Origin of the sequence: Streptomyces sp. NPDC052101 (assembly GCF_040680235.1) — a bacterium.
GTDB lineage: Bacteria > Actinomycetota > Actinomycetes > Streptomycetales > Streptomycetaceae > Streptomyces.
Map to the genome: position 1 here is coordinate 28849 of NZ_JBFAWH010000029.1, position 23777 is coordinate 52625.

25 protein-coding genes and 1 tRNA gene are annotated in these 23777 nt (G+C 71.4%); 7 read left to right on the forward strand and 19 right to left on the reverse strand.

Annotated features, from left to right (window positions below):
* Window positions 1-47 precede the first annotated feature (47 nt).
* On the forward strand, window positions 48-1604 hold the full coding sequence (locus tag AB0L75_RS34880; RefSeq protein WP_365189329.1) for an FHA domain-containing protein: 1557 nt from the start codon (window positions 48-50) through the stop codon (window positions 1602-1604).
* Between the two features lie 6 nt (window positions 1605-1610).
* On the opposite strand, the gene AB0L75_RS34885 is transcribed toward AB0L75_RS34880, so the two are convergent.
* Window positions 1611-2588, reverse strand: coding sequence for a methyltransferase domain-containing protein (locus AB0L75_RS34885; protein ID WP_365189450.1), 978 nt, complete (start codon window positions 2586-2588; stop codon window positions 1611-1613).
* Window positions 2589-2673: 85 nt separating this feature from the next.
* On the opposite strand from AB0L75_RS34885, the gene AB0L75_RS34890 reads away from it, so the two are divergent.
* On the forward strand, window positions 2674-3078 hold the full coding sequence (locus tag AB0L75_RS34890; protein ID WP_365189331.1) for a globin: 405 nt from the start codon (window positions 2674-2676) through the stop codon (window positions 3076-3078).
* Between the two features lie 28 nt (window positions 3079-3106).
* Here AB0L75_RS34890 and AB0L75_RS34895 read toward each other — a convergent pair whose 3' ends face one another.
* From AB0L75_RS34895 to AB0L75_RS34930, 8 genes are all read right to left on the reverse strand, one after another.
* Window positions 3107-3784: a hypothetical protein gene (locus AB0L75_RS34895; RefSeq protein WP_365189333.1), complete on the reverse strand. Its 678-nt coding sequence runs from the start codon at window positions 3782-3784 to the stop codon at window positions 3107-3109.
* A complete protein-coding gene (locus tag AB0L75_RS34900; protein ID WP_365189336.1) occupies window positions 3781-4215 on the reverse strand; it encodes a thioesterase family protein in 435 nt (144 codons plus the stop codon). Before AB0L75_RS34900 ends, AB0L75_RS34895 begins: the two co-directional genes overlap by 4 nt.
* A gap of 6 nt (window positions 4216-4221) precedes the next feature.
* Window positions 4222-5886, reverse strand: coding sequence for an energy-dependent translational throttle protein EttA (gene ettA, locus AB0L75_RS34905; protein ID WP_365189337.1), 1665 nt, complete (start codon window positions 5884-5886; stop codon window positions 4222-4224).
* Between the two features lie 170 nt (window positions 5887-6056).
* The gene (locus AB0L75_RS34910) at window positions 6057-6419 is read right to left on the reverse strand and encodes a hypothetical protein (RefSeq protein ID WP_365189340.1); all 363 of its coding nucleotides are present in this window, start codon (window positions 6417-6419) and stop codon (window positions 6057-6059) included.
* A 23-nt stretch (window positions 6420-6442) separates the two neighbouring features.
* Window positions 6443-7849, reverse strand: a complete 1407-nt coding sequence (locus AB0L75_RS34915) for a Cys-Gln thioester bond-forming surface protein (RefSeq protein WP_365189343.1) — start codon at window positions 7847-7849, stop codon at window positions 6443-6445.
* A 271-nt stretch (window positions 7850-8120) separates the two neighbouring features.
* Complete coding sequence (locus AB0L75_RS34920) at window positions 8121-8597, reverse strand: single-stranded DNA-binding protein (protein ID WP_365189345.1); 477 nt, start codon at window positions 8595-8597, stop codon at window positions 8121-8123.
* A gap of 461 nt (window positions 8598-9058) precedes the next feature.
* Window positions 9059-11434: a GTPase gene (locus AB0L75_RS34925; RefSeq protein ID WP_365189348.1), complete on the reverse strand. Its 2376-nt coding sequence runs from the start codon at window positions 11432-11434 to the stop codon at window positions 9059-9061.
* A gap of 3 nt (window positions 11435-11437) precedes the next feature.
* Window positions 11438-13048 (reverse strand): dynamin family protein, encoded by a 1611-nt coding sequence (locus AB0L75_RS34930; RefSeq protein ID WP_365189350.1) that lies wholly within the window; start codon window positions 13046-13048, stop codon window positions 11438-11440.
* Between the two features lie 320 nt (window positions 13049-13368).
* Here AB0L75_RS34930 and AB0L75_RS34935 point away from each other — a divergent pair.
* Window positions 13369-13441: transfer RNA gene (locus AB0L75_RS34935), tRNA-Arg, on the forward strand.
* Between the two features lie 132 nt (window positions 13442-13573).
* A complete protein-coding gene (locus AB0L75_RS34940; protein WP_365189353.1) occupies window positions 13574-14533 on the forward strand; it encodes a D-2-hydroxyacid dehydrogenase family protein in 960 nt (319 codons plus the stop codon).
* A gap of 165 nt (window positions 14534-14698) precedes the next feature.
* Here the strand turns inward: AB0L75_RS34940 and AB0L75_RS34945 are convergent, their stop codons facing one another.
* Entirely contained in the window at window positions 14699-14974 is a 276-nt protein-coding gene (locus AB0L75_RS34945) for a hypothetical protein (RefSeq protein WP_365189356.1), read from the reverse strand.
* A gap of 74 nt (window positions 14975-15048) precedes the next feature.
* Window positions 15049-15810 carry a hypothetical protein gene (locus tag AB0L75_RS34950; RefSeq protein ID WP_365189358.1) on the reverse strand — a complete coding sequence of 254 codons (762 nt, stop codon included), beginning with the start codon at window positions 15808-15810 and terminating at the stop codon, window positions 15049-15051.
* A 435-nt stretch (window positions 15811-16245) separates the two neighbouring features.
* On the opposite strand from AB0L75_RS34950, the gene AB0L75_RS34955 reads away from it, so the two are divergent.
* From AB0L75_RS34955 to AB0L75_RS34965, 3 genes are all read left to right on the forward strand, one after another.
* Complete coding sequence (locus AB0L75_RS34955; protein WP_365189361.1) at window positions 16246-16710, forward strand: hypothetical protein; 465 nt, start codon at window positions 16246-16248, stop codon at window positions 16708-16710.
* Between the two features lie 216 nt (window positions 16711-16926).
* Window positions 16927-17223 carry a hypothetical protein gene (locus tag AB0L75_RS34960; RefSeq protein ID WP_365189364.1) on the forward strand — a complete coding sequence of 99 codons (297 nt, stop codon included), beginning with the start codon at window positions 16927-16929 and terminating at the stop codon, window positions 17221-17223.
* A 219-nt stretch (window positions 17224-17442) separates the two neighbouring features.
* Window positions 17443-17745, forward strand: coding sequence for a hypothetical protein (locus AB0L75_RS34965; RefSeq protein WP_365189367.1), 303 nt, complete (start codon window positions 17443-17445; stop codon window positions 17743-17745).
* Between the two features lie 132 nt (window positions 17746-17877).
* Here AB0L75_RS34965 and AB0L75_RS34970 read toward each other — a convergent pair whose 3' ends face one another.
* The 8 genes from AB0L75_RS34970 to AB0L75_RS35005 all read right to left on the reverse strand — a co-directional run bounded on the left by AB0L75_RS34970 (window position 17878) and on the right by AB0L75_RS35005 (window position 23714).
* Window positions 17878-18234 (reverse strand): hypothetical protein, encoded by a 357-nt coding sequence (locus AB0L75_RS34970; RefSeq protein ID WP_365189369.1) that lies wholly within the window; start codon window positions 18232-18234, stop codon window positions 17878-17880.
* A 339-nt stretch (window positions 18235-18573) separates the two neighbouring features.
* The gene (locus AB0L75_RS34975) at window positions 18574-18831 is read right to left on the reverse strand and encodes a hypothetical protein (protein WP_365189372.1); all 258 of its coding nucleotides are present in this window, start codon (window positions 18829-18831) and stop codon (window positions 18574-18576) included.
* A 149-nt stretch (window positions 18832-18980) separates the two neighbouring features.
* The gene (locus tag AB0L75_RS34980) at window positions 18981-19313 is read right to left on the reverse strand and encodes a hypothetical protein (protein WP_365189374.1); all 333 of its coding nucleotides are present in this window, start codon (window positions 19311-19313) and stop codon (window positions 18981-18983) included.
* 172 nt (window positions 19314-19485) lie between these two features.
* Window positions 19486-19728 (reverse strand): hypothetical protein, encoded by a 243-nt coding sequence (locus AB0L75_RS34985; protein WP_365189377.1) that lies wholly within the window; start codon window positions 19726-19728, stop codon window positions 19486-19488.
* A 264-nt stretch (window positions 19729-19992) separates the two neighbouring features.
* On the reverse strand, window positions 19993-21405 hold the full coding sequence (locus AB0L75_RS34990) for a condensation domain-containing protein (RefSeq protein ID WP_365189380.1): 1413 nt from the start codon (window positions 21403-21405) through the stop codon (window positions 19993-19995).
* A 235-nt stretch (window positions 21406-21640) separates the two neighbouring features.
* Entirely contained in the window at window positions 21641-22507 is an 867-nt protein-coding gene (locus AB0L75_RS34995; protein ID WP_365189382.1) for a tyrosinase family protein, read from the reverse strand.
* Complete coding sequence (locus AB0L75_RS35000; RefSeq protein ID WP_365189384.1) at window positions 22491-22994, reverse strand: tyrosinase family oxidase copper chaperone; 504 nt, start codon at window positions 22992-22994, stop codon at window positions 22491-22493. Before AB0L75_RS35000 ends, AB0L75_RS34995 begins: the two co-directional genes overlap by 17 nt.
* Before the next feature lie 102 nt (window positions 22995-23096).
* Window positions 23097-23714: a vitamin K epoxide reductase family protein gene (locus AB0L75_RS35005; protein WP_365189387.1), complete on the reverse strand. Its 618-nt coding sequence runs from the start codon at window positions 23712-23714 to the stop codon at window positions 23097-23099.
* Window positions 23715-23777: the final 63 nt, after the last annotated feature.

Below are 23777 nucleotides of genomic sequence, written 5' to 3' on the forward strand. Positions count from 1 at the left end.
CTTTCTAGAACTGGCCCTGAAAGCGTAGGAGAAGGGGAAGCGCCGACATGCCGACCTGCCCGAACGGACACCAGTCGGGTTCCGACGACTGGTGCGAGGTCTGCGGTCACCGCATGGCCGGTGCCGTACCTCCGCCCCCGCCGCCCCCGCCCACGAGCGGTTACGGCTTCCCGCCCCCGCAGGGCGGCCCCACCGGCGGCCGTCCGCCGGCCGCCCCGGAGCCGGAGCTGTGCCCGCAGTGCCGTACGCCCCGCGAGGGCGGCGCGCCCTTCTGCGAGGAGTGCCGGTGGAACTTCCTGACCAACACGGCCACCTCGTACACCCCGGCCGCGCCGCACTCGCCGCAGCCGCCGCAGCCGCGGTTCCAGCCGCCGAGCGCGACCTACGGCGGCGGTGACGGGTACGAGTACCACGGCTCGCGGCCCTCGCAGGTGAACCGGCCCGCCGAGCCGATCCCGTCCTTCGGCAGCGAGCCGTCCGGCCCGACGCCGTTCGGCGGCGACCGCGGCCCGTCCGGCCCGCCGCCGACCTCCCCCGGCCCGTCCGGCTTCGGCGGTGTCCCCGGCCAGGGGCCCGGCGGTCCCGGTGGCCCGTCCGGCTTCGGCGGCGGTCCCGGACAGGGGCAGGGTGGTCCGGGTGGCCCGTCCGGCTTCGGCGGCGGTCCCGGGCAGGGCCCCGGTGGTCCGTCCGGCTTCGGCGGTGGCCCGGGGCAGGGTCAGGGGCAGGGGCCTGCTGGTCCCGGCGGTCCCGCCGGTCCGCCGTCCTTCGGCCGTGAGCAGTCCGGTCCCGGCGCGCCCTTCGGCCGCGAGCCCTCGGCCCCCGGTGCCCCCACTCCCCCCGGCCCGCCCGGTCCCGCCGGCTTCGGCGGCGCCCCCTCGCGGCCGGTCCCGCCGCCGCCCGGCCCGACCCCGCACGCCGGGCCCGGTGCCGGTCCCGGCGCCGCCCCGCAGGGGTATGCCCAGTCCGGTCCGCCCGCACCGCCCGCGTTCCCGGGCGAGACCGGCCGGCCCCCGCTCGGCGGTCCGCCCTCCGGCGGCCCCTCCTTCGGCGGCGGTGACGACGACTGGGTGATCCCCCCGCCGTCGGCCGGCGGTCCCGGCGGCGGCCCGAACGGCGGTCCCGGCGGCGGGTACGGCTATCCGCAGCCCGGTGCCACCCAGGCCCCGCCCCCGCCCGGCCCCGGCTTCCCGCAGGCGCGGGGCACCTGGACGGCGACCATCGGCCCGGACCGCGACTACTTCATGGCGATGATGCAGCGCTCGGGCCCCGAGGCGGCGGGCCTGAACCTGCCCGCGTACTCGCCGGAGCAGCAGCGCACGCTCAGCGGCAACCAGCTCACCATCGGCCGCCGCCGGCACTCCACCGGCGACACCCCCGACGTCGACCTGTCGGTGCCGCCGGAGGACCCGGGCGTCTCGCATCAGCACGCGGTGCTGGTGCAGCAGCCCGACGGCAGCTGGGCGGTCGTCGACCAGAACTCGACCAACGGCACCACGGTCAACATGTCCGAGGAACCGATCCAGCCGTTCGTACCGGTGCCGCTGCAGGACGGCGACCGGGTGCATGTGGGCGCCTGGACGACGATCACCATCCGCCTGGCCTGACCGCGCTCACGGCAGGGGCCAGCCGTACGGCCCCGCCGGGTCGTCCAGCCACGCCCACTCGTGCTCGCCGTCGACCGTGACGCCGTAGCGCTCGCGCTCCGGGCTGCCCTCGCGCTCCCACAGCGCGTAGGCCTCCCGCGGATCGAGGGTGCCCCGGGTCAGCGCGAGCAGGAAGCGGAACGTCTCCTGCTCGCGGGCCCGGCCCGGCAGCCCGGCGAGCGACACGCTCCCCGGCTCCGCCCTGCCCTCGCCGCGCAGCGGGACGAAGTAGGCGGCCGTGGGCAGGAAACGGCCCTCGGCGTGGGCCGCGTCCCGGACCGTGAGCGCGAGCAGGCCATTGGCCAGCGGGGTCAGGATCCGGGCGCCGGGACGGCACTGGGCGAGCCAGGCGCGCGGGACCGTGGACAGCTCGCAGGTGGCGATGATCCGGTCGAAGGGGGCGCGTTCGGGCACCCCGCGCGCGCCGTCGCCGGTGACGACGACGGGGTGGAAACCGGCCGCGTCCAGGTGCCGGCGGGCCGCCTCGGTGATCTCCGGTTCCAGATCGATGGTGGTGACGAGGTCGTCGTCGCCGAGCCGGTGGGCGAGCAGGGCCGCGTTGTAGCCGGTGCCGGCGCCCACCTCCAGGACCCGGTCGCCGTCCTCGACCTCCAGCGCGACCAGCATCCGCGCCATCAGGGAGGGCTGGCTGCTGGAGGAGAGCAGCTCGCCGTCGCGCAGCCGGGTGGCCAGCGGCATGTCCGCGTAGGCGCCGCGCACCCAGCGCTTTCGGGCCTCCCGGTCGGGGCTCTCGCCCCAGCGGCGCTCGTAGCCGCGCCGGCCGGCGACGTAGTAGTACGACACGAACAGGTGCCGGGGCACGGCGGCGAACGCCTCCCGCCACACCGGGTCCGCGGCGAAGACCCCGTCGGCGTCGATCTCCCGCACCAGCGCGGCCCGCGCGGCGGCGGCCAGGGCCTCGATCTCGGTGTCGTAGGCACCCATACCCATGGGTCCACAGTAGGGGCGGGCCGGTTCCGCGAGTCCTAGGCCTTGAGTCCTGGGTCGCCCGGTCTGAGACGATGTACAGGTGAATGAGATTCGGCGCGGCACGCTTCAGGAGCAGACCTTCTACGAGCAGGTCGGCGGGGAGGAGACCTTCCGCCGGCTCGTCCACCGTTTCTACGAGGGTGTCGCCGGGGACCCGCTGCTGCGGCCCATGTACCCGGAGGAGGACCTGGGCCCGGCCGAGGAGCGCCTCGTCCTGTTCCTGATGCAGTACTGGGGCGGCCCCACCACCTACAGCGAGAACCGCGGCCACCCGCGGCTGCGCATGCGGCACGCCCCGTTCACGGTGGACCGCGCGGCGCACGACGCCTGGCTGCGGCACATGCGGGCGGCCGTCGACGAACTCGGGCTGTCCGAGGAGCACGAGACGACGCTGTGGAACTACCTGGCGTACGCCGCCGCGTCGATGGTGAACACCCCGGACTGAGCCTCGACTCGCGTGTGAGCGGAGTGCTTCAGCGGACGCTGACGCCGAGCGCCCCGAGCCCGGCCCGCCGTACGACGACGGACCCGTACGGGGTGCGCAGCCTGAGCCACGACCCCGAGGAGAACAGCCCGGTGTCGGCGGGATCGCCGCCCGGCCGCAGGAAGCCCAGGGACTGGGCCGCGTGCACGGCCCGCACCGGAAGCCCGGTCCGCCCGATCTCCCGGGACCAGATGTCCCGCCCGATCCGGTCCAGTTCCGCGCGGGTACGGCCGTCCGGCGCCAACTCCTCCGTACGCGACCGGAACTCGCCGACCGCGGCGGCGACGGTCGCCCGCAGCGCGTCCGGGGCGGGCAGCCCCGGTTCGGCCTGCCAGCCGCCGCGCGGCGGCAGCACACCGGCCCAGGGCGGACCGGTGACCGCGGCCGGCACGTCGGCGACGGCCGCGCGCTCGTCCACGGACTCCAGGAACTGACCGGCGGAGACAGTCACGTCGAGGGTGACGTCGAGCCCGTTCTCGTAAGGCTTGGCGAGGCGTACCGCGCGGACGGCCAGCACCTCGAAGGACGGCGGCCGGCCGAACACGGCGAGCGCCGTACCGGCCGCCTGCAGGCGCACCGCGGCTCCACGGTCGTAGTGGAGCAGCCGGGAGAGGAAGGCGGCGAGGTCGGCCGCCTCCGTCTCATCGGCCAGGTGCAGCACCGTCATGCGGCGACGGCCTCCTCGTCGGAGGAGTCGTCCTCGCCGGTGGCCGTGTCCGTGTACTGCTGGAGGAACTCCCGCTCCTCGGCGGTGATCCGGCGCGGCCGCTGCGTCTCGAAGTCGAACGGGACGACGACGGTCCGGGCCTGGACGTAGATCGTGTCCGCGTCCTTCACCTCGTAGGAGACGGTGAAGGACGCGGCCTTGATCTCCGTGACCCACAGCTCGATGTCCACGGGCGTGGGCCGGTGGACGAGCTGGCGCCGGTAGTCGATCTCATGGCGCGCCACCACGGACCCCTGCTTGGACTCCGCGCCCCTCAGGGACGTGAAGTCGATGCGGGCCTCCTCCAGATAGCGGAGGAAGATCGCGTTGTTGACATGTCCGTACGCGTCCATGTCCGACCAACGCAGCGGGCAGCGGTAGATGTGGCGCAAGACCGATCAGCCCCGGGTCAGCTTCTTGTAGGTGGCACGGTGCGGACGCGCGGCGTCCGCTCCCAGCCGATCGATCTTGTTCTTCTCGTACGACTCGAAGTTGCCCTCGAACCAGAACCACTTGGACTCGCCCTCGTAGGCGAGGATGTGGGTGGCGACCCGGTCGAGGAACCACCGGTCGTGGGAGACGACCACGGCGCAGCCGGGGAAGTCGAGCAGCGCGTTCTCCAGGCTGCTGAGGGTCTCGACGTCGAGGTCGTTGGTGGGCTCGTCGAGCAGCAGCAGGTTGCCGCCCTGCTTGAGGGTCAGCGCGAGGTTGAGGCGGTTGCGCTCACCACCGGACAGGACACCGGTCGGCTTCTGCTGGTCCGGCCCCTTGAAACCGAAGGCGGACACATACGCCCGGCTCGGCATCTCGACCTGACCGACGTTGATGTAGTCGAGCCCGTCGGAGACGACCTCCCACAGCGTCTTCTTCGGGTCGAGGTTCTCGCGGCTCTGGTCGACGTAGGAGATCTTGACGGTCTCGCCGACCTTGATGTCACCGGAGTCCGGGGTCTCGAGCCCCTGGATCATCTTGAACAGCGTGGTCTTGCCGGCGCCGTTCGGCCCGATGACGCCCACGATGCCGTTGCGCGGCAGCGTGAAGGAGAGCCCGTCGACCAGCACCTTCTCGCCGAAGGCCTTGTTGAGCTTGTCGACCTCGACGACGATGTTGCCGAGCCGCGGGCCCGGCGGGATCTGGATCTCCTCGAAGTCCAGCTTCCGCATCTTGTCGGCCTCGGCGGCCATCTCCTCGTACCGCGCGAGACGGGCCTTGGACTTGGCCTGCCGCCCCTTGGCGTTGGAGCGGACCCACTCCAGCTCTTCCTTGAGCCGCTTCTGCCGCTTGGCGTCCTTCTGGCCCTCGACCTTGAGACGGGTGGCCTTGGTCTCCAGGTACGTGGAGTAGTTGCCCTCGTACGGGTACGCGCGACCGCGGTCCAGCTCCAGGATCCACTCGGCCACGTTGTCGAGGAAGTACCGGTCGTGCGTAATGGCCACGACGGTCCCCGCGTACTTGGCGAGGTGCTGCTCCAGCCAGTTCACCGACTCGGCGTCGAGGTGGTTGGTGGGCTCGTCGAGCAGCAGCAGGTCGGGGGCTTCGAGCAGCAGCTTGCACAGCGCCACACGCCGCTTCTCACCACCGGAGAGGTTGGTGACGGGCCAGTCGCCGGGCGGGCAGCCCAGCGCGTCCATGGCCTGCTCGAGCTGAGCGTCCAGGTCCCACGCGTTGGCGTGGTCCAGCTCCTCCTGCAGCTTGCCCATCTCGTCGAGCAGCGCGTCGGAGTAGTCGGTCGCCATCAGCTCGGCGATCTCGTTGAACCGGTCGAGCTTGCCCTTGATCTCGGCGACACCCTCCTGGACGTTCTCCAGGACGGTCTTCTCCTCGTTCAGCGGGGGCTCCTGCAGCAGGATGCCGACGCTGTAGCCGGGGGACAGGTACGCGTCGCCGTTCGACGGCTGCTCGAGCCCCGCCATGATCTTCAGCACGGTCGACTTACCGGCACCGTTCGGACCGACGACGCCGATCTTCGCTCCCGGCAGGAAGTTCAGGGTGACATCATCAAGGATCACCTTGTCGCCGTGCGCCTTGCGCGTCTTGCGCATGGTGTAAATGAACTCAGCCAAGAGAAACCGTCCGGCAGCTTGAAATCTGGCAGTGGGCAGATACACCCCATCTTGCCTGAACGCCAGGCTTGGGTGTTAACCCGTTTGGTTTGGGGGCTGTGACCTGGGGTTTCGATGATGGTGTCGCTGGCTTGTCCGTCGGTGGCTCGGTGCCGTTGTGCCGAGGGATGTCAGCGGGAAGGCTTCGGGGACGGGCGACGCAGGGTTCGCAGGACGAGGACCGACACCGTGGCCGCGAGGAGGAAGTCGAGCGCGTCGACGGCCTCGACGACGGAGCGGGGTGCGTGCAACATGCCCGGCACCTTGGTCCCGATCATCCCCAGCCCGACGAGGAGAGGGAGCCATGCCCAGGGGGCGGGCGTGCGCTGCTCCAGGGCCTCTTTCCGCCCGGCCCGGGTACGCCCCCACCGCTGGCCGGCGAGGCTTGCGAGAGCCAGCAGGCACCCCAGCCCGACTACGGACCAGTCCATGAACCGCAGCATCACAGCTCCCTTGATCGGCAGGATCTTCCTCCTGCGGTCGACGTCACGCAAGGGCCGGATGCGGACGGGCGAGGTCAGTCGCCGGGCTGTTCCCTCTTGCGCAGGAACACCAGGACCGCGCCGCCGATCACCACGAAGCCGATGGCCACGCCCGCGATCAGCGGGGTGATCGCAGAGCCGCCCGTCGCGGCGAGGTTGGTGTCCGGTGCCGTGGTGCCGCCGCCGACCGTGGCGGGGCTGGGCTCGTTGTGGACCTGGGTCGTCTGGGTCGTGATCGTGCCCCGCGTCCTGCAGTCGAGGACGCCGGTGAAGCGCCGGCTGAAGCCGTGCGGCCCGGTGATCGTGAAGTCGTAGGGCTGGTCCTCCTGGAGCGGGATGGTCACCGTGCGCGTGGCGCCCGCGGGGATGGTGTGCTCGGCGCCCATCAGCTCGAACGTGAAGGGCTTGTCGCCCTTGTCGGTCGCGATGATGTCCACGCCGCCCTTGGCGCAGTTCTTCCGGGCCGAGACCGCCGGTATGGCGCCCTCGGACGCCCAGGTGGCGGTCGCGGTCGCGGAGACCGTGGACTCGCTGGAGCCGGCCAGGATCTGGGTCTGGCTGCGGTTGTCGGAGGCGAAGGCACGGCCGACGGGCACGGTGGTGGAGGCCTGCGCGGTCAGCTGGGCCGTGCCGGCCGCCGCGCCCTCGGGGACGTCGAAGTACAGCTTGCTGCCGTCGCGCGCGGAGGTGATCACCTTGCCGGTCTTGTCGATGATCCGCACTCCGCTGGTGGCCGCGTCGGCCGGCGGGCTCACGGAGACACTCGCCGCGTTGGTGTGGACGGTCACCGGTCCCAGCAGGTCACCGGGCCGGCCGGAGACGGCCGGCGGGTCCAGGGTGAGCGAGGCCTGCGGTTCGCCGAGGTCGCGGGCGCTCTTCTGCAGATAGTCGGCGAGCTTCTCGGCCTGCGGGTCGACGGCGTCGACCTTCCCGTGGTCGGAGTAGCGCCAGATGGCCACCTGGGTGCCGGCCGCCGCGTCCTGCTCGGTGAGCGTGCCGGTGCCGGCCCGGCGGGCGAGCGCGGCGAGGTCGTTGACCTGGGGGTAGGAGTTCTGCAGGATCCAGCGGATCCGGCCGGCGTCCTTGTCGGCGCCCAGTGACGTGCCGCTCCAGGACGTCTCCTGGTAGTGGGCGTCGCGCTGGGTGGGGTTGTGCAGGTCGACGCAGTACGTCTGCAGGGTGCCGCCGTCGTCGACGGACATCTCGAACAGGCCCGCCTCCACCCGCTGGTCGACGCCGTTCTCGTGGATCACGGCCTCGCCGTAGGTCTTCAGGCCCTCTATCGTGGCCGTCGCCCCACCCTGGGTCTGCGGTGTCTCGTCGGCCGCCGCCGTATCGGCGCCGGACAGCACACCGGCCGCCACGAGACCGGACGCCACCGTGGCGGCGGCCAGGCGGGCCGCTCCGGCGGAACGGCGGAACCCAGAGAACGCAGAGAGCACAGAATTCCCCTTCGAGCAGGACCCGTTGGACTTGGGGGGACGGTCCCACCAGCAGAATCGGCAGCCCCTAGGGGCACGCCCGGCATCCTATGGATCACGCGGAGCCTCTCTTGCCGGTCGGATGATCCGATGGGCGATCCGATCCGTAATCGTTATCCCCGGGACCGTCCATGAGCTGGGCATATCGACAAATCCACCGGTTCGCGCGGGGTGTTCGGCACGTGCGTCGCGGCCGATCGGCCGGTCCCCGGGCGTGCGCCGGTTACTGATGTCATGTCACCGCGACCGGCTCCGGCACCTGTTGGCTCGCCCGCCCGTCCGGGGTGTCGGCGGGGCGCGGTGTCTCCCAGGCCGGCTCCGGCCGGGTCGCCGTGAGGGCGGCCTCCGGTTTGACCGCGCGCTGGAAGGCGGCCGTACCGCGGGAGAGGTCGTGGCCGATCGCCACGGCGTCGATGTCGGCGGAGGACCACTGCTGTTGCCCGTCGCGCACTTCGGTGCGCACCTTCAGCCGGCCCTGGACGAGGACCGGCTGGCCCACCTCCACGCACGCCGCCACGTTCACCGCGAGCTGGCGGTTGGCCCACACCGTGAAGAAGTTGGTGTGTCCGTCGGTCCAGGTGCTCTTCTCGCGGTCCCAGTAGCGCGCGGTCACCGCCAGCCGGAACCGGGCCGACGGGCCCGCCGCCGCCTCCCGGTACACCGGCGCCGTCGCCACGTTGCCCACCACGCAGACGATCGTCTCGTTCATGTTCTCGCTCCCCTCCCCCACCCGGCCCGCTACGGCCGGACGGACACACGTACGGGCCCGTCCCGTACGGCTGCGTCTGCCGTGCCGAGCGCGTACGACCTCCGTATGACCGCCGTACGCGCCGACACGTCCCGCCGATCGCCCGCGCCGTCCGCCGTCCCTCCGGCCGGACCCGCCGTGCGATCGCCGCGACCTCAGACTGCCTCCGCCGGGCCGGGCCCGCCGAGCGCTGTGGAAGGCCACCTCACCTGTGGAAATCCCCGCCACCCGGACGAGTGACCTCCCCGACCCCCGTCACCCGCACGAGCGACTCCCGCCCCCGTAACCCACAGGAGTCATGCACAGGAGTCATGCACAGGGGTTACTCGCAGGCCCCACCGCCGCCTTCGCCCGCCCTCGCCACCCGCCCTCGCCTTCCCGCCACCACCGCCCGCCCTCCCTCGCGGTGGCCGCCGCTGCCGTCAGCCCACACCCGCCCCCGCCCCGGTCCGCACGACCCGCGCGTACTGCTCGCGCACCTCCCGGTAGCGCAGCAGCTCCGCGGCCACGGGGTCGAGCACCCGGGCCCGGCCGCAGCCGGCGGCCGCCTCCCGCAGGCGCCGTTCCGCCTCCTGGCCGTAGCGCCGTGCCGGGCCTCTGGCCGCCATCCGGCAACCCCACTCCACCAGCGGCCCGCCGATGATCCCGCACACCATCAGCAGCACCGGGATGCCGAGGTTGGCCCCCATGACGCCGGCGATCTGGCCCGCCAGCCACAGGCCGCCCACGATCTGCAGCAGGGTCATGGCCGCCTGGACCAGCACGGCCAGCGGCCACCAGCCCGGCCGTGGCGGCCGGCCGGGGGGCAGTCCGGCGCGCGCCGCCAGCTCGTCCAGCGCCTCCGACAGCCCGTGCGCGCCGCGTACGGCCGCCTCGCGCACCGCCTGTGCCCAGGGCCCGGGCAGCCCGGCCGAGGCCCGGTCGGCCACCGTACGGACCGCCTGCTCCACGCGCTGGCGTGCCGTGGTCTCCTCCTCGGCCTGGTGACGCACCTGGTGGCGGCCGGTCGTGGCGTCGCCGCGACCCCGGTACCAGCGCCACAGCCGCAGCCAGGGGGTGCCGCAGGCGCGGCCCGCGTTGCGCAGCCAGGCTCGCTCGGCGGCATCGCCCGCCGCGGTGGCACCCACCGCGTCCGCGAGCCGCGCCGCGAACTCCTCGCGTGCCTCCTCGCTGAGGCCGACCCGCCGTTCGGCGGCGTAGACGGGGCGCAGGTCGGTCGCGGCGGCGTCCACGTCGGCCGCGACCCGGCGGGCCGCCGCGCCGCGCTCCGCCACGAACTGGCCGAGCGCCTCGCGCAGTTCGCCGACGCCCTCGCCGGTGAGCGCGGACAGCGCGCGCACGGTGGCGCCCGGTTCGCCGTGCTCGCCGAGCGCGATGCCGTCCTCGTCCAGCAGCCGGCGCAGGTCGTCCAGGACCTGGTCGGAGGCCTCGCCGGGCAGCCGGTCGACCTGGTTGAGGACGACGAACATGATCTCGGCGTGGCCGGCCATGGGCCGCAGATAGCGCTCGTGCAGCACGGCGTCGGCGTACTTCTCGGGGTCGACCACCCAGATCACCGCGTCGACCAGCTTCAGGATCCGGTCGACCTGTTCGCGGTGCTGTACGGCGGCGGAGTCGTGGTCGGGCAGGTCGACCAGGACGAGCCCGCGCAGCTCCGCCTCGTTGTCCGGGTTGTGCGCGGGGCGGCGGCGCAGCCGGCCCGGGATGCCCAGCCGGTCGATGAGGCCCGCCGCGCCGTCGCTCCAGCTGCACGCGATGGGGGCGGCCGTGGTCGGACGCCGTACGCCGGTCTCCGAGATGGCCACTCCGGCGAGGGCGTTGAACAGCTGCGACTTGCCGCTGCCGGTGGCGCCCGCGATGGCGATGACGGTGTGCCGGCCGGAGAGTTTGCGGCGGGCGGCCGCCTCGTCCAGGACCCGGCCCGCCTCGGAGAGGGTGAGGTTGTCCAGCCGGGTGCGGGAGAGGCCGACGAGTTCGCGCAGGGCGTCGAGGCGGGAGCGCAGCGGGCCGTCGTACGCCAGTGGGGGCGGGGGGTTGCTGCCCTGGCCCCGGCTGTCGGTCTCGCGTTCGGCGGCGAGCGCGGCGGCTCCGGCCTCCGTGATGCGCCGGGCGATCAGGCCGTCGTCCCAGGTCTCCGTGGCGTCGCCGTCGAGGTCGGCGTCCGTGTCGGCGTCGGCTCTGCGTCGGGGAGGGGCTTCTGAGGCGGAGCCCGGTTGCCGGTGGGGCGCCTCGTCGCTGGGGCCGGGTTGCCGGGGGGTGCGGTGCGGTGGGCGGGAGCGGTGCCGGCCGTCCGCGTCGGCGGGGCTGGCGAGGGCGGGTACGTCCCGGACCGTGTCCTGGTCGCTCACGCGCGCGTCCCGCTCACGGGCCGCTCCCGCCGCCATGCCGCGGACCTGCGGTTCGGGCGCCGGGTCCGCCGCCGGCACGCGCGCGTGGCGGCCCCAGTGCAGCGGGTTCTGGCCGAGGACCTCGCCGTCGTCGTCTCGCGGGTCCTGGGTTCCTGGTCTGTTGCCGCCCGTGTCCAGGTCCGCCGCGGGGGCGGCCGGCCCGGGGGGCGCGGCAGGGTCCTCGGTCCGGTCCGCCAGGGGGGTGGTGGCGAGGGCTGCACCGCCCGTGCCGCCGTTCACCGGCTCGACGGCGGTGTCGCCGGGAGCCGCCGGGCTCGGGTGCAGCAGTTCCCCGAGAAGGTCGCCACGCTCTCCGGGGTTCACGACCTCGGGATTCATGTGACCGCTGTGCTCAGTAGGCGCCATGTGGTCGGTGTGCTCCATGTGGTCCTGATCAGTGGCGGCCGTCACCGGTCACCTCTCCTTCTGCAGTACGGACAGGGCGGCGATGAGTTCGGCCTGGGGCGCGGGATGGACGTCCAGTGCCTCCAGCGCGGCGAGGCGCCGCTCGCGTTCGGCGTGCATGACCCGGTCCACGTACTCCGTCAGCAGGCGCCCCGACCTCTCACGCAGCCGCAGCGCGCCCTGGGCGCCCATCCGGTCGGCGAGCCCCTCGCCGGCGTTGCGCGCCCGGCGCCCGCCCAGCAGCGCGGTGGCGACGACGGCGGCGACGATCTCGGGATCGGGTGCGGAGGTGCGCTCCAGTACCCGCACCTCGTCCTCGGCGTACTCCTCCATCTCGCGCCGCCAGCGCCGTACGGCGAGGCCGATGCGGTGCTCGGCGGTCTCCAGGGAGTGGCCGCGGTCGGCGAGGCCGGCGGCGCCGGCCGCGGGCTCGTGGCGCCAGGCCTCGTCGATGCGCTCGTCCGCGGCGGTGACGGAGCACAGCAGCAGGGCGCCGAGGCTCTCCACGAGCGCGTCGAGGAGTTCTCCGGGGGTGCAGTCCAGGGGGAAGGCCCGCCAGCGCTTGAGCGCGTCCCCGGCGAGCACGGCCCCGGACTGCAGGCGGCCGCGCACGCGCGCGTGCTCGCTGTCGTAGGCGGCGTCCACGGCGGAGGTGAGCCGGAGGGCGGCCGCGTACTGGGCGGCGGCGGCGCTGGCCAGCTCGGGCATGCGCGACTGGAGCGAGTCGAGGAGGCCGTAGGCGGTACGGGCCATGACCTGCTGTCGGGCGCCGGGGTCCTGGGCGTGGTGGACGAGCCAGTTCTTCAGGGGTGCCACGGCGGTGGCGGGCAGCAGTCCGGCGCCCCAGGCGGACTCGGGCAGCTCGGGCACGGTGAAGCGGGGTACGTCGCCGAGCCCGGCCTTGGTGAGCAGGGCGCCGTACTGCCGGGAGACCTCGGAGACGACCTGGTGGGGTACCCGGTCCAGGACGGTGACGAGGGTGGCGTCGTACTCCTTGGCGGTGCGCAGCAGGTGCCAGGGGACGGCGTCGGCGTAGCGGGTCGCCGTGGTGACCATGATCCAGATGTCGGCGGCGCAGATCAGCTCGGCGGCGAGGACACGGTTGTCGGCGATGAGCGAGTCGATGTCGGGCGCGTCGAGGAGGGCGAGCCCGCGTGGCAGGGACTCGGCGGTCTCGATCCGCAGCACGCGCGCGGGTTCCTCGCGGGCGGGCAGCAGGAGATCGTCGACGGGGTCCTGCTGGGCCGCCCACACGCGGGTCAGCTCGGGGAGCACGCGCATGGCGCTGAACCAGTGATGGTCCTCCGGATGACAGACGAGGACGGGTGTCCGGGTGGTCGGCCGCAGCACACCCGCCTCGCTCACACGCCGCCCGACGAGGGAGTTGACGAGCGTCGACTTGCCCGCGCCGGTGGATCCGCCGACCACGGCGAGCAGGGGCGCCTCGGGCTCTCGCAGCCGGGGCACGAGATAGTCGTCGAGCTGCGCGAGGAGTTCGTCGCGGTTGGCACGCGCGCGTGCCGCCCCGGGCAGGGGCAGCGGAAAGCGTGTGGCGGCGACACAGTCGCGCAGAGCGGAGAGTGTGTCGAGCAGCTGAGGCCGTACGTCCAAGGTCACCACATGCGAAGAATGCCCAACTTTAGGGGAATTCTGAAGCATATAGACATGTCTGCGCGCCGGGGGGACAGAACAGACGGAAGGAACCATTGGGGCGCGGGCACAGTCCAGGCATAACGAGTGCACAACACCCGGTGCGTCGGACGCCAAAAGCGGTGCATGAATCGCACCTGCCTGCGATTATCAGGACCGCTTCACCGAACCTCCACATCGAGCCACGGAGGCGAAGCAGCAGGGTCAAGGAACCGGGAGCCCTATCCTTGTCCCGGGCCACGTCACGGATCAGCCCGGCCAGGGCACCCGGCACGAGGCCACCGCACCAGGCCCCCGTAGCTCAGTGGATAGAGCAGGCGCCTTCTAAGCGCTTGGCCGCAGGTTCGAGTCCTGCCGGGGGCGCCCACTGTCCGCCCTCCCCTCCGGGAGGGCGTTCTTGCTGTTGCGCACCCTCCCGAAGGCCGTCCCTCCGTCGAGGAACGAAGATCCGTTCCCGTACGTTCGAGGTGACAGGTGCTCGGGAGGAGAGACGACGTGCGACTTCGCTGTGCGGTGCTGGACGACTTCCAGGGTGTGGCCACCGAGTTGGCCGACTGGTCGGTCATCGAGGACGAGGTGGAGGTCGTCGCGCTGCGGGAGCACCCGGCCGACGAGGACGCCCTCGCCTCCGCTCTCGCCGACTGCGACATCGTCGTCACGCTGCGCGAACGCGTTCCCTTCCCCGGCTCCCTGTTCGCCCGCCTGCCCCGGCTGAAACTGCTCATCGCCTCCGGCATGCGCAACACCGTCATCGACTACGCCGCCGCGCGGGCCCATGGCGTCACCGTGTGCGGTACGGAAAGCTCGGGGACCCCGCCGGTCGAGCTGACCTGGGCGCTGCTGCTCGGTCTGGCCCGCGGGCTCGTCGAGGAGAGCACCGCCCTGCGCACGAACGGCCCCTGGCAGTCCACCGTCGGCGCCGATCTGCACGGCCGTCGGCTGGGCCTGCTCGGACTCGGCCGGATCGGCAGCCGGGTGGCCCGGGTCGGGCTCGCCTTCGGCATGCGGGTAGGCGCCTGGACCCCGAACCTCACCAAGGAGCGCGCCGAGCAGGCGGGGGTGGAATGCGTCGCCTCCAAGGAGGAGTTGCTCGCCGAGAGCGACTTCGTCTCCGTCCAGGTGCCCGGAGGCGAGGGCACCCGGGGGCTGGTCGGCGCCGCCGAGCTGGCCCTGATGAAGCCGACCGCCTACCTCGTCAACACGTCCCGCGCCTCCGTCGTCGACCAGGACGCCCTGCTGGCCGCGCTGCACGAGGGCCGGATCGCGGGCGCCGGCGTGGACGTCTTCGACATCGAGCCGCTGCCCGCCGGCCACCCGATGCGCACCGCCCCCCGCCTCCTCGCCACACCCCACCTCGGCTATGTCTCGCACGCCAACTACACGACGTACTACCGCCAGGCGGTGGAGGACATCCAGGCCTACCTGGCCGGGTCCCCCGTGCGGCTCCTGTCCTGACGCAGGGCGACACGGCCGCACACAGAAGAGCGCCGGACCCTCCCCCGGTATGCGGGGGGAGGATCCGGCGCCGGCCGGCCGACTGTCACCGGGTCGCCGCGGCCCTTCGAGCGCACCGTCCGTCTGCCGCCGCGGCGGCACAACTGCGGCGTGCAGCGCAGCCGGTCACAGAGCCTTGCTGTTGCAGCCCATGTCCGAACCGAGGTTGGTGGGCTGCGCGCCCGGGGCCCCCTCGCCGTTCAGCAGGTTGCCGGCCAGGCCGTTGAGGGCGCCGACGTCGCCGAGCACATCGATGTTCATGTCGTGCGAGCGGCACTCGGTGCTCTGCTGGACGTCGAGGTCGTGGCCCGGCTCACCGTGTGCGAAGGCGGTGTTGATGCCGAGGGAGCCGACACTTCCGAGCATGGCGCCCACGAGGACGGCCTTCTGAAACGTGCGCATTACTTCTCCGTTGGTCGAGCGGATGCGATCTGCAGCAGATCGAGTGGGGGGGCGGCGAACATCGCCGGAGGCGATCAGCCGAGTCGGGGCAGACCCAGCGAGCCGACGGGAGGCGCGGCGATCTGCCCGAGGCCGAGCCCTGGCGCCTGCGGAGTGTCCGGTGCGACCAGCGGGTTGACGAGCGGGTTCACCTGAGGGTTCACCGACGGGTTCACCTGCGGGGCGACGTGTGGCGGACCATCCGCGGCGCCGAAGGTCTGGGGCATGGCCACCTGCGGGGCGACCCGCGGCATGACCTCCGGCGCGGACTGCGGGCTGACCTGCGGCATGACCTGCGGCGGCTGCTGGGGGGCGGCGGCCGGCTGCGCGACGTACTGCGGGGCCTGCTGCGGGCCGTACGGCGAGTTCGAGGCCTGCGCGGAGCCGCCCGACGAGGCCGAGGCGGTGGCGTAACCGGTGGGCGCCTGCGGCGGCGCGGGAGGCGCCGGAGGAGCCGGGGGGGCCTGCATCATCGGAGGGGAGTACGGCGGCGGAGCGGCGACCTGTGCGTAGCCCCGCGAGTGGGCCACCGCCGCGGCCTCCGGACCGCTCGGCATGGGCGGCGCGTACGCCGGGTACTGCGGTGGCGCGTACGGCACGTACTGGGGAGGCGCGTACTGCGGTGGCGCGTACGGCGCGTACGGGGGAGCCGCGTACTGCGGTGCGGGGTACTCGGGAGCCGACATTGGAGCGGCACCGTATCCGACGGGAGCGTCGGCATGGCTGACGCCGGCGCCGATGGCGGTCAGTCCGCCGGCCGCTGCTGCGACGACAGCGGCCTTATGAAGCTTGCGCATGGAACCCTCGGCCCTTCGAAACCTGAACAGGAAATCCGTTTTATTCGGCGCAGTCTCACCGTAGGTCCAGTCTGATTTTCGCACTGCGCCTTTATAGGAATTAACTACTGGACTGCACATGGACTCACGCCGGAAGTCGGCAGCGAATTTCCGCACCCCTCCGTGATCCATGATCGCTGCCCTCTCCCAGCTGGCAACGACTTTTCCCCCACGTCGGTCACGGGACCAGAAACCGCGTCACCCGTTTGCCATTGACGGTCGAAAGCCCCGGAGCATGATTGCAGAGGCGCCGGGAACGCGGCACCGTGGCGCACAGGGCCTGAGGCAAATGGGTGATCAGGGCCCGGCACGCCGTATCCGAAGCCCCGCTCCCCTCGTTCCCCGTTGAGTCAAAGCGATGTTCCGTGCACAGGTCAATGAAGGGCCGAGGGTTCCATGCGCAAGCTTCAGCAAGTCGCGCTCATCGTCGCAGCAGCCGGCGGTCTGTCCGCCGCCGGTGCCGGCCCCAGCTCCGCCGTAGCTCCCGAGTACAACGGCGGTTATCCGCCCCCCGTCTCCCAGCCGGACGCCCAGGCCTCCGCGGCGACCTCCGCCGCGGCCACCGCACAGAGCTATGGCCCGCAGGCACCGCAGGCTCCACAGCGGGGCGCGGACGTCACGCCGCAGGTCAACCCCAACCTGAGCCCGCAGATCAACCCGCAGATCAGCCCCCAGGCGGCCCCGGGGCGGGGCGGCGACTCGCTGCAGAGCAACCTCTTCCGCCCGTCCCAGGAGTGCAGCCCGCAGGCCCTGCTGGGCGCGAACGTCCCGGTCGCGCTGCTCGCCGCCGCCGACACCCACGGCATCGAGTGCAGCCAGGGCAACACGCAGTCGAACGCCCTCGCCCACTCCTCGCACTAGCCGTCCGCAAACGGACACCGACGCCCCGGAACGGGCCCTTCGAGAACGCCCTCGAAGGGCCCATTTTCTTACAAATACGGCTTTCGAGTGCTTTTACCAATAGATCACGAAACCGGCGCGCCGCCGTCCGTTTTGGGTTATTTCCTATTAATCTCCGGTAACTGTAAGAACGCGATCGGCTACAGATCGCAAACCCTTCACTCCACCGGAGATGACATGCACAAGCTTCGTAAGGCCGCCGTCCTCATCGCCGCAATCGGCAGCATCGGACTCGTGGGCGGCACCGCGCACGCCGGCGGCCAGGGCGGCGAGGGCGGCAAGGGCGGCAAGGGCGACAGCTTCAGCGTCCTGCAGAGCTCCAACTGCAAGTCGCACGACCTGAACCTGGACGTCCTCGGCGAGGTCGGCATCCTCAACGGCCTGCTGGGCAACGCGCTCAACGGCGAGGGTGACCCGGGTGCCCAGGCCACGCACATCGGCTCGACGATGGGCTGCAGCAACAGCGCCTTCTAAGGCGCACCGTCGCAGCCGCGACAAGAACGGGAAATAGTCCCGGCACCGAGCCCCAGGCTCGGTGCCGGGACTCTTTTTGTGCGCCATTGAGCATTCAGGGTGACGGCATTTACAGAATTCGGCGCGTCGCCGTTTGTCTTCGGATATTTCGATTACCCTGCATAACCGTACGAAGTCGATCTCTCACGGATCGCAACCACTTCACCCACCGGAGAAGACATGTACAAGCTGCGCAAGGCTGCCGTCCTGGTTGCCGCCCTCGGGAGCGTCGGGCTCCTGACGGCCGGCGCTGCTCACGCCGGCCAGGACTGGGGCAAGAGCGGCCGCGACAGCGGCGGCTCCCGCTTCAGCGTCCTGCAGAGCACCACCTGCAGGTCCCACGACCTCAACGCCGACGTCCTCGGCGAAGTCGGCATCCTCAACGGCGCGCTGGGCAACGCGCTCAACGGCGAGGGCAACGCGGGTGCGCAGGAGTCGTCGCTCGGCTCGAACATGGGCTGCAACAACAGCGTCGGCAAGTAAGCAGGTAAGCAAGTAGTTCTTATTCCCCGGTGTTCCGGCCGCAGGCCGGGATACCGGGGAATTTTCATATGACCCCAGAAAGCCGAAATGCCGGACCGGGGCGATCCCGGTCCGGCATTTTCCGGTCATATGTCAGAAGTCGATGCGAGGCTTCTGGAACTCCTTCTTGAAAGACTTGGGCAGCTTCAGCTCGTTGGAGCAGGTCACCACCGGCCCGACGTTCTTGGATCCGCCGCCCAGCAGGTCGTCCTCGGGCCCCTCCAGGCGCGGCCGGTCGACGACCGAGCACTCCCGCGCCTGCTTGAGGATCTGCTTGCCGTGCTTCTCGACGCGGGCCTCGCTCTTGTGGATGCAGATGGTGTCGCCCATGGCGGTGCTCCTGCAGTCCGGCCTGGGATTGTCGGTGTGCGCGTGTGCGGCGCCGACCCAGATCACGGCGAGACTTCCGACGAGCCCCGTGACGGTCGCAATCTTCTGCCGAGTGAACATGTGCTGCGTTCCTTTGCACTGGAGGCCCGGCGCCTGCGCCGTCGACCGGCGCCCGCCCGGGCCTTGGAGAAGGACGAAAGTGGGGACCCGGCGCCTGGACGCATGGTCGGATGCGTCCGGCTGCGGCATTGCCGCAGCCCGGACGCGCACCCTGAGGGGTCTTCCGCGCGTCCGGGCTGCCTTCGCCATGGGGTATTACTCAGCACACCGGCGAACCGTCCGAGTTGGTCCGGGACAAGGGCGTACAGCTCGTGCGATGTGCATATCGCGTTCCAAATGAATGTCGATGCGCTACGACCGCAGCGCGCTCACACACGCGCAGCGAGGACCTCGGTGGTCTTACTGGCCTTCGGCCGGGGCGGCGTAGGTGCCGTAACCCGCCTCGGGCGCGGGGTCGTCGTGGCCCTCCTTGCCGCCCGGGCGCGTGTTGTAGCCACCGTAGGTGGCCACGGCGTTGGCCGACGAGTTGGCCACAGCGGTGTACTGCTGCTGAGGCTGGTCTTCGCCGCCGCCGCCGGCGAAGCTGACGCCGACGCCAAGGGTGGACAGCCCCGCAACCGCTGCCACTACGACCGCAGCACGCTGAAACTTACGCATGGATTGACCCTTTCTTGCCCGGGCATGCCGCCCTGGGGTTGACTACTTATCGTGAGCATATGCACACGATTGGTAGGAATTCGGGATCTTCGCCCATACGTCGTGTCGGCTTACGGGAATGTGTTCACCAGCAGGCGCCGTCCGGCGGCTCAGTCGAACAGGCCGGGGAATTCCAATTTGCCGTCGCCCTTGTCGCGCGGCGGCGCGGAACAGGTGATCTCGGGTCCGTACTTGATGGTCCCGTTCCCCAGGGCGGCGGGCAGCGTCACGGGCTGGACCGGCATGCAGTTGTCCTGGTGCGGAATGGTCCCGCCCTCGGGAATCTGACCCTGGATCCGCTGGATGCAGGTGACGTTGCCCTGGATGTCACGCGTGCAGATTCCGGGGTCCGCCGCGGCGTACGCCTGGGCGAGGCCGGTGCAGGTCACGGCAAGGCCACCCACGAGCCCCGAGACGGCCGCGATCTTCTTTCTACTGAACATGTGATGCGTTTCCTTTGTGAGGGGCGCCGGAGCACCGTGCGCCGCGAACCGGCCTCGCCCGGCTCCGACTTCATCCTCGAGAGCCGGACGACCGGCCGAGCGTGAAGGGAACCCCTCGGGGGCGGCCCGAAGGGTTCCGCGGAGGGCGTCGCGCGTGATGACGCCGTCGACGTCAGCCAGTGAAGGCGTTGTTGAACTGACCGCAGGTCGTGTCCAAGGTCTGCGCGAGACCGAGCACGCCGACCGGGAGGCTGCCGTCGGCCACCGTCTGCGGGCTGCACTCCTGGTAGGGACGGTAGAGGTCGTTCACCTCCACCCCGCGGCCGTGGGCGTAGGCGGTGCCGGCTCCGGCACCGACGCCGACCAGGCCGCCGGCGGCCGCTGCTGCGATCACGACTTGCTGAAGCTTGCGCATGGAACCCTCGGTTCTTCAAGGCTTGGACAACTGAGGCTGATTGCCTACCGTGACTGAGCGAACACTACCAGTAGCCATACACGGTATTCCACTTTGCCGGATATCCGTGTCCAAAAGGGGACATGGGTGCGATGGATTTCCCCGGCGATATCAACTGCCGCTCCGGCATTGCGGGTTGTCGTCCGTGCCCGGCGTTGACCGGCGCGCCGCCGGTCCGATGCACCAACACCGAAAGCCGAAAAGGCAGTTGCGCCGCACCCGGTATTACGAAAATGTCGGTTCCGTGGCCAGGATTCGTTTGTGCGCGGGCACGGACAGGATGAGGTCCCGCAGCGCCTCGATGTAGCGCCGCATGTTCTTGTACGCGACCTCGGTGTCGGGATAGCGGCAGGCCAGCCACAGGCCCTCGTGCAGCCGGCTGACCCAGACGCACACCTGGTCGCCGTAGGACACCCGCAGCAGCCCGTACACCTTCCACTCCGGCCAGCGGGCCGAGCCGGGCACTTGGCGGGCGTCCACGTACGAGACGATCGAGTACAGATCGGGCGAGGTCGGGCGGAAGTCCGCGCCGAGCAGGCGCAGTACCCGGGCCAGCGGAATGCGCGCCAGCGACCGGTTGGCCTGCAACTCGGCGCGGACCGCGGCGAGCGCGCCGTCGAAGTCCGGGGCCGCGGGCACCTCGATGGGCGCCCCGCCGACGTACCAGCCCACGGAGTCCGACCACGCCGATTTCACCCGGGTGTGGAACGGCACGACCGTGCGGTAGACGGGCTGCCCGCCGAGTTGGTGCACGATCAGGCTGGTCGCGGCGAGGAGACCCACCATGCTGCCGCCGTAGGGCCGGCAGTACGCCTCGAACGCGGCGGCTGCGTCCGCGTCGACGAGCGGCTCGCGCATCATCTTCTGGGCGGGCAGCGGGCCACCGGGGTGCAGGCCGAGGTCGACCGGGAAGTCCGGGAGCGTCCCGTCGCACCGGGCGATGAACTCCCGCCAGCGGGCGACGATCGCATGGGTGTCGTCGATGCCGTCCGCGCTCGCCCGCTCCAGCTCGCAGAAGTCGACGTAACTGCCCACGGGCGCCTCGGCCAGAGACCGGCCCGTGACGCCCGCCAGGTACAGCTCGTGGATCTCGTCCGGGATGCGCTGCAGGGAGTAGGCGTCGACGTTGGTGTGGTCGAAGGCCAGGTACACGCTGGTGGAATCGTCACGGACGACCGCCGCGTAGATGAAGTTCGGCCAGTCGAGCGCGTCCGCCGCGACGTCGAATCGGTCCTGCAGATAACGGACCAGCGTGTCCGTGTCGGCGAAGTCGCCGACCACCTCGCGGTGCAGGGACACGTCGTCCTCGTCGAGGGTGAACCGGTGCATGTCGTCACCGGCCCACCTGAAGCCGCTGCGCAGCGTCTCGTGGCGCAGGGTCCAGTCGCGCAACGCCTGTTCCAGCGCGTCGAGATCGGCTCGGCCCGGCAGGTCGAACGTCGCGCCGATCCAGGTCGGCACGAACAGTCCGTCCTCGCGCACCGAACGCGCGGTTCTGATGTGCGACTCCTGGAGGTACGAGGGCGGCCGCGGATCCGGCGGCAGCGCCGCAGCGGCCGCGACGGTCGCCGGGCTGAACGTCCACTCGACGAGCTGTCCGGGCCGCACTTCGCAGCGCTGAATGTCAGAAATTCGCACAGGGGCGTCTCCTTCGCAGAAGACTCAGACTTGATCAACGGAGAGCCGTGCGCGGGGCGGCGGTTGCCGTGTCGCCGGCTTTTCAGCGGGACGTGTGACGCTTCGAACGATGAAGCGAACACACCGAGTTGGCGGGCGCGCCGGACACCCGGGAAGAGCCCCGGCACCTTGAGCACCGGGGCTCCGCGGCGCTGTCCGGGTGCTCGTCCCGCGTGGCGCCTCCCGTGAACCGGCCTCACTCGTACTGGTAGATGCCGCTCATGTCCTCCAGCTCGTCCGGCGTCACGTCCCACGGTGGCAGCCGCTCGTGCCGGGCCACTACCCGGCCGTACTGGGCGTCGTGCTCGCCGGGCGGGTTCGCCGGGAGGTAGCGGTGGTCGCGGTGGCGCTGCTGCCAGCGGGTCCACTGCAGGTCGACGAAGGAGTGATGCAGCCAGAAGACGGGGTCGTTGACGGCGGCGCCGCCGAGCATCACCCCGCCGATCCAGCGGTGCACCCGGTTGTGGTTGTGCCAGGAGACGCTGCCCCGGCCGGGCCCCCACCCCTCCAGCTTGTTGCGGAACCCCTTGGTGACCGTCGAGTCCCAGGGCGCCGTGTCGTAGACCGGGTCGACCAGTGCCGACTCCAGGTCCTGGCCGGTCGGCAGCTGGATCGGGTCGCGGGAGCGGCCGAGGTCGCGGGTGAGGTAGCGCCGGTCGGTGACGTTCTCGGTGATCTTCCAGTAGCCGGCCCGGTAGGCGAACGGGCCGGTCATCACCTGGCGGTCCGAGCGCCGCCCGTTGCCGCCGAGCAGGTCGTCGGTCCACGGCACCGAGGTCGCCGTGCGGTCCCGGGTCCAGTCCCAGTACGGCACCGCCACCGACGAGTCCACCCGGCGCAGCGCCTGCTCCAGGTCCAGCAGGAGCTTGCGATGCCAGGGCAGGAAGGAGGGCGTCATATGGGCGGTGCGCAGCCCGTCTTCACCGTCGGGGGTGTTGTACGCGATGTGCATCCGTACGAACTCGTCGTACTCACCGCGCCGTTTGACCTCCAGCAGGGCGTCCACGAACCGTCGCCGCTCGGCGGTGGTCAGCCTGTTGACGTTCTTACGCGTGTACGCCATGGCCGCCCTCCTGGTGCATCGGCCCGCCGCCCATCGGTCCCGGCGCCAGGTCGTGCAGTTGCTCCTCGGGGCCCAGCTCGTCGACGGCCCCGCGCGCCGCGGCGAGCGGGGTGGGGTACGAGCGGTAGTGGTCGACCATGCTCAGCCAGCTGCCGTCGGCGCGGCGCATCAGATGCAGCGGACGGCCGTCGATCGTGACCTGCCACCGGCTGCCGCCGAGGACGGCCCGGCTGGTGGTGCGGACCTCGACGCCGCGGATGTGGCGGCCTTGGTAGGTCTCGTCGAAGGTCGTGGCCCGCCGGCCGTCGTCCGGGGCGTGCGAGCGCCGCCCGCAGGCCGCGGTCACCGGGGCGAGCGCCGCCACGACGGCCGAGGAGAACAGTCTCCGTGCCACGTCCCGCCGTGTTCTGCCCTGGGGCCGCGCTCCGTCCGCGGCCGGCGTGCCGCGCTGCCCGCCCACCGGCGCTCCGCCGACGCCTGGAACCATCGTTCAACTCCTCGTCCGGTTCGGTTGTCGCAGGCGGTAACAGCAGGGCAGCCCTCCCGGTCACCACGGTGCGGCCGTACCGGTGACGGGGTGCCGGCAAAGTCAGCTGGTCCAGAAGTCCCACCAGCGGGTCAGGATCAGCATGCCGACGACCGCGGTGTGCAGCAGCGGCAGCATCCAGGTGAACTCGGCGAGGAACGCCCGCAGCGGGGCCGGCGCGGGCAGGAACCGGTGGCGTACGGCGAACGAGGTGACGTACCAGAACATCAGGATCGTGGCGACCCAGGCCAGGCAGCACCACAGGCACAGCGCGTCGATCCGGTACAGCGACTCGAACTGCAGCCAGGACACGAACCCGACCCCGAACAGGCAGCCCGCGTCGAACGTCAGCCAGTACCAGCGCGGGAAGGCGGCGCCGGCCAGCAGGCTCGCGCCGACGCAGATCACCACGCCGTAGGCCACCAGGCCGAGCATCGGATTGGGGAAGCCGAAGACCGCGGCCTGCGGGCTCTTCATGACGCTGCCGCAGGACACCACCGGGTTGAGGCTGCACCCCGGTGTGAAGTTGGGGTTCTGGAGCAGCTTGAACTTGTCGAGGGTGATGACCCAGGAGGCCAGCAGCCCGGCCGCGCCCGTGAGCACCAGGAGCAGCGCGAAGCCGCGGCTGCCGCCGGCGTCGGCGGGGCGAAGGGGGCGCGTGTCGCCGGGGGTTGAGGTCATCGCGCGACCCTATCGATCACGGGCACTGCGGCCCGGTGTGCGCTCACCCGACCGGAGGAGGGC

What these genes read in the sequence shown, in the direction of transcription:
- AB0L75_RS34880 (WP_365189329.1), top strand. Translation starts at nt 48, where the DNA reads ATGCCGACCTGCCCGAACGGACACCAGTCGGGTTCCGACGACTGGTGC.
- AB0L75_RS34885 (WP_365189450.1), bottom strand. Translation starts at nt 2,588, where the DNA reads ATGGGTGCCTACGACACCGAGATCGAGGCCCTGGCCGCCGCCGCGCGG.
- AB0L75_RS34895 (WP_365189333.1), bottom strand. Translation starts at nt 3,784, where the DNA reads ATGACGGTGCTGCACCTGGCCGATGAGACGGAGGCGGCCGACCTCGCC.
- AB0L75_RS34920 (WP_365189345.1), bottom strand. Translation starts at nt 8,597, where the DNA reads ATGAACGAGACGATCGTCTGCGTGGTGGGCAACGTGGCGACGGCGCCG.
- AB0L75_RS34945 (WP_365189356.1), bottom strand. Translation starts at nt 14,974, where the DNA reads ATGCGCACGTTTCAGAAGGCCGTCCTCGTGGGCGCCATGCTCGGAAGT.
- AB0L75_RS34950 (WP_365189358.1), bottom strand. Translation starts at nt 15,810, where the DNA reads ATGCGCAAGCTTCATAAGGCCGCTGTCGTCGCAGCAGCGGCCGGCGGA.
- AB0L75_RS34955 (WP_365189361.1), top strand. Translation starts at nt 16,246, where the DNA reads ATGCGCAAGCTTCAGCAAGTCGCGCTCATCGTCGCAGCAGCCGGCGGT.
- AB0L75_RS34960 (WP_365189364.1), top strand. Translation starts at nt 16,927, where the DNA reads ATGCACAAGCTTCGTAAGGCCGCCGTCCTCATCGCCGCAATCGGCAGC.
- AB0L75_RS34965 (WP_365189367.1), top strand. Translation starts at nt 17,443, where the DNA reads ATGTACAAGCTGCGCAAGGCTGCCGTCCTGGTTGCCGCCCTCGGGAGC.
- AB0L75_RS34970 (WP_365189369.1), bottom strand. Translation starts at nt 18,234, where the DNA reads ATGTTCACTCGGCAGAAGATTGCGACCGTCACGGGGCTCGTCGGAAGT.
- AB0L75_RS34975 (WP_365189372.1), bottom strand. Translation starts at nt 18,831, where the DNA reads ATGCGTAAGTTTCAGCGTGCTGCGGTCGTAGTGGCAGCGGTTGCGGGG.
- AB0L75_RS34980 (WP_365189374.1), bottom strand. Translation starts at nt 19,313, where the DNA reads ATGTTCAGTAGAAAGAAGATCGCGGCCGTCTCGGGGCTCGTGGGTGGC.
- AB0L75_RS34985 (WP_365189377.1), bottom strand. Translation starts at nt 19,728, where the DNA reads ATGCGCAAGCTTCAGCAAGTCGTGATCGCAGCAGCGGCCGCCGGCGGC.
- AB0L75_RS34995 (WP_365189382.1), bottom strand. Translation starts at nt 22,507, where the DNA reads ATGGCGTACACGCGTAAGAACGTCAACAGGCTGACCACCGCCGAGCGG.
- AB0L75_RS35000 (WP_365189384.1), bottom strand. Translation starts at nt 22,994, where the DNA reads ATGGTTCCAGGCGTCGGCGGAGCGCCGGTGGGCGGGCAGCGCGGCACG.
- AB0L75_RS35005 (WP_365189387.1), bottom strand. Translation starts at nt 23,714, where the DNA reads ATGACCTCAACCCCCGGCGACACGCGCCCCCTTCGCCCCGCCGACGCC.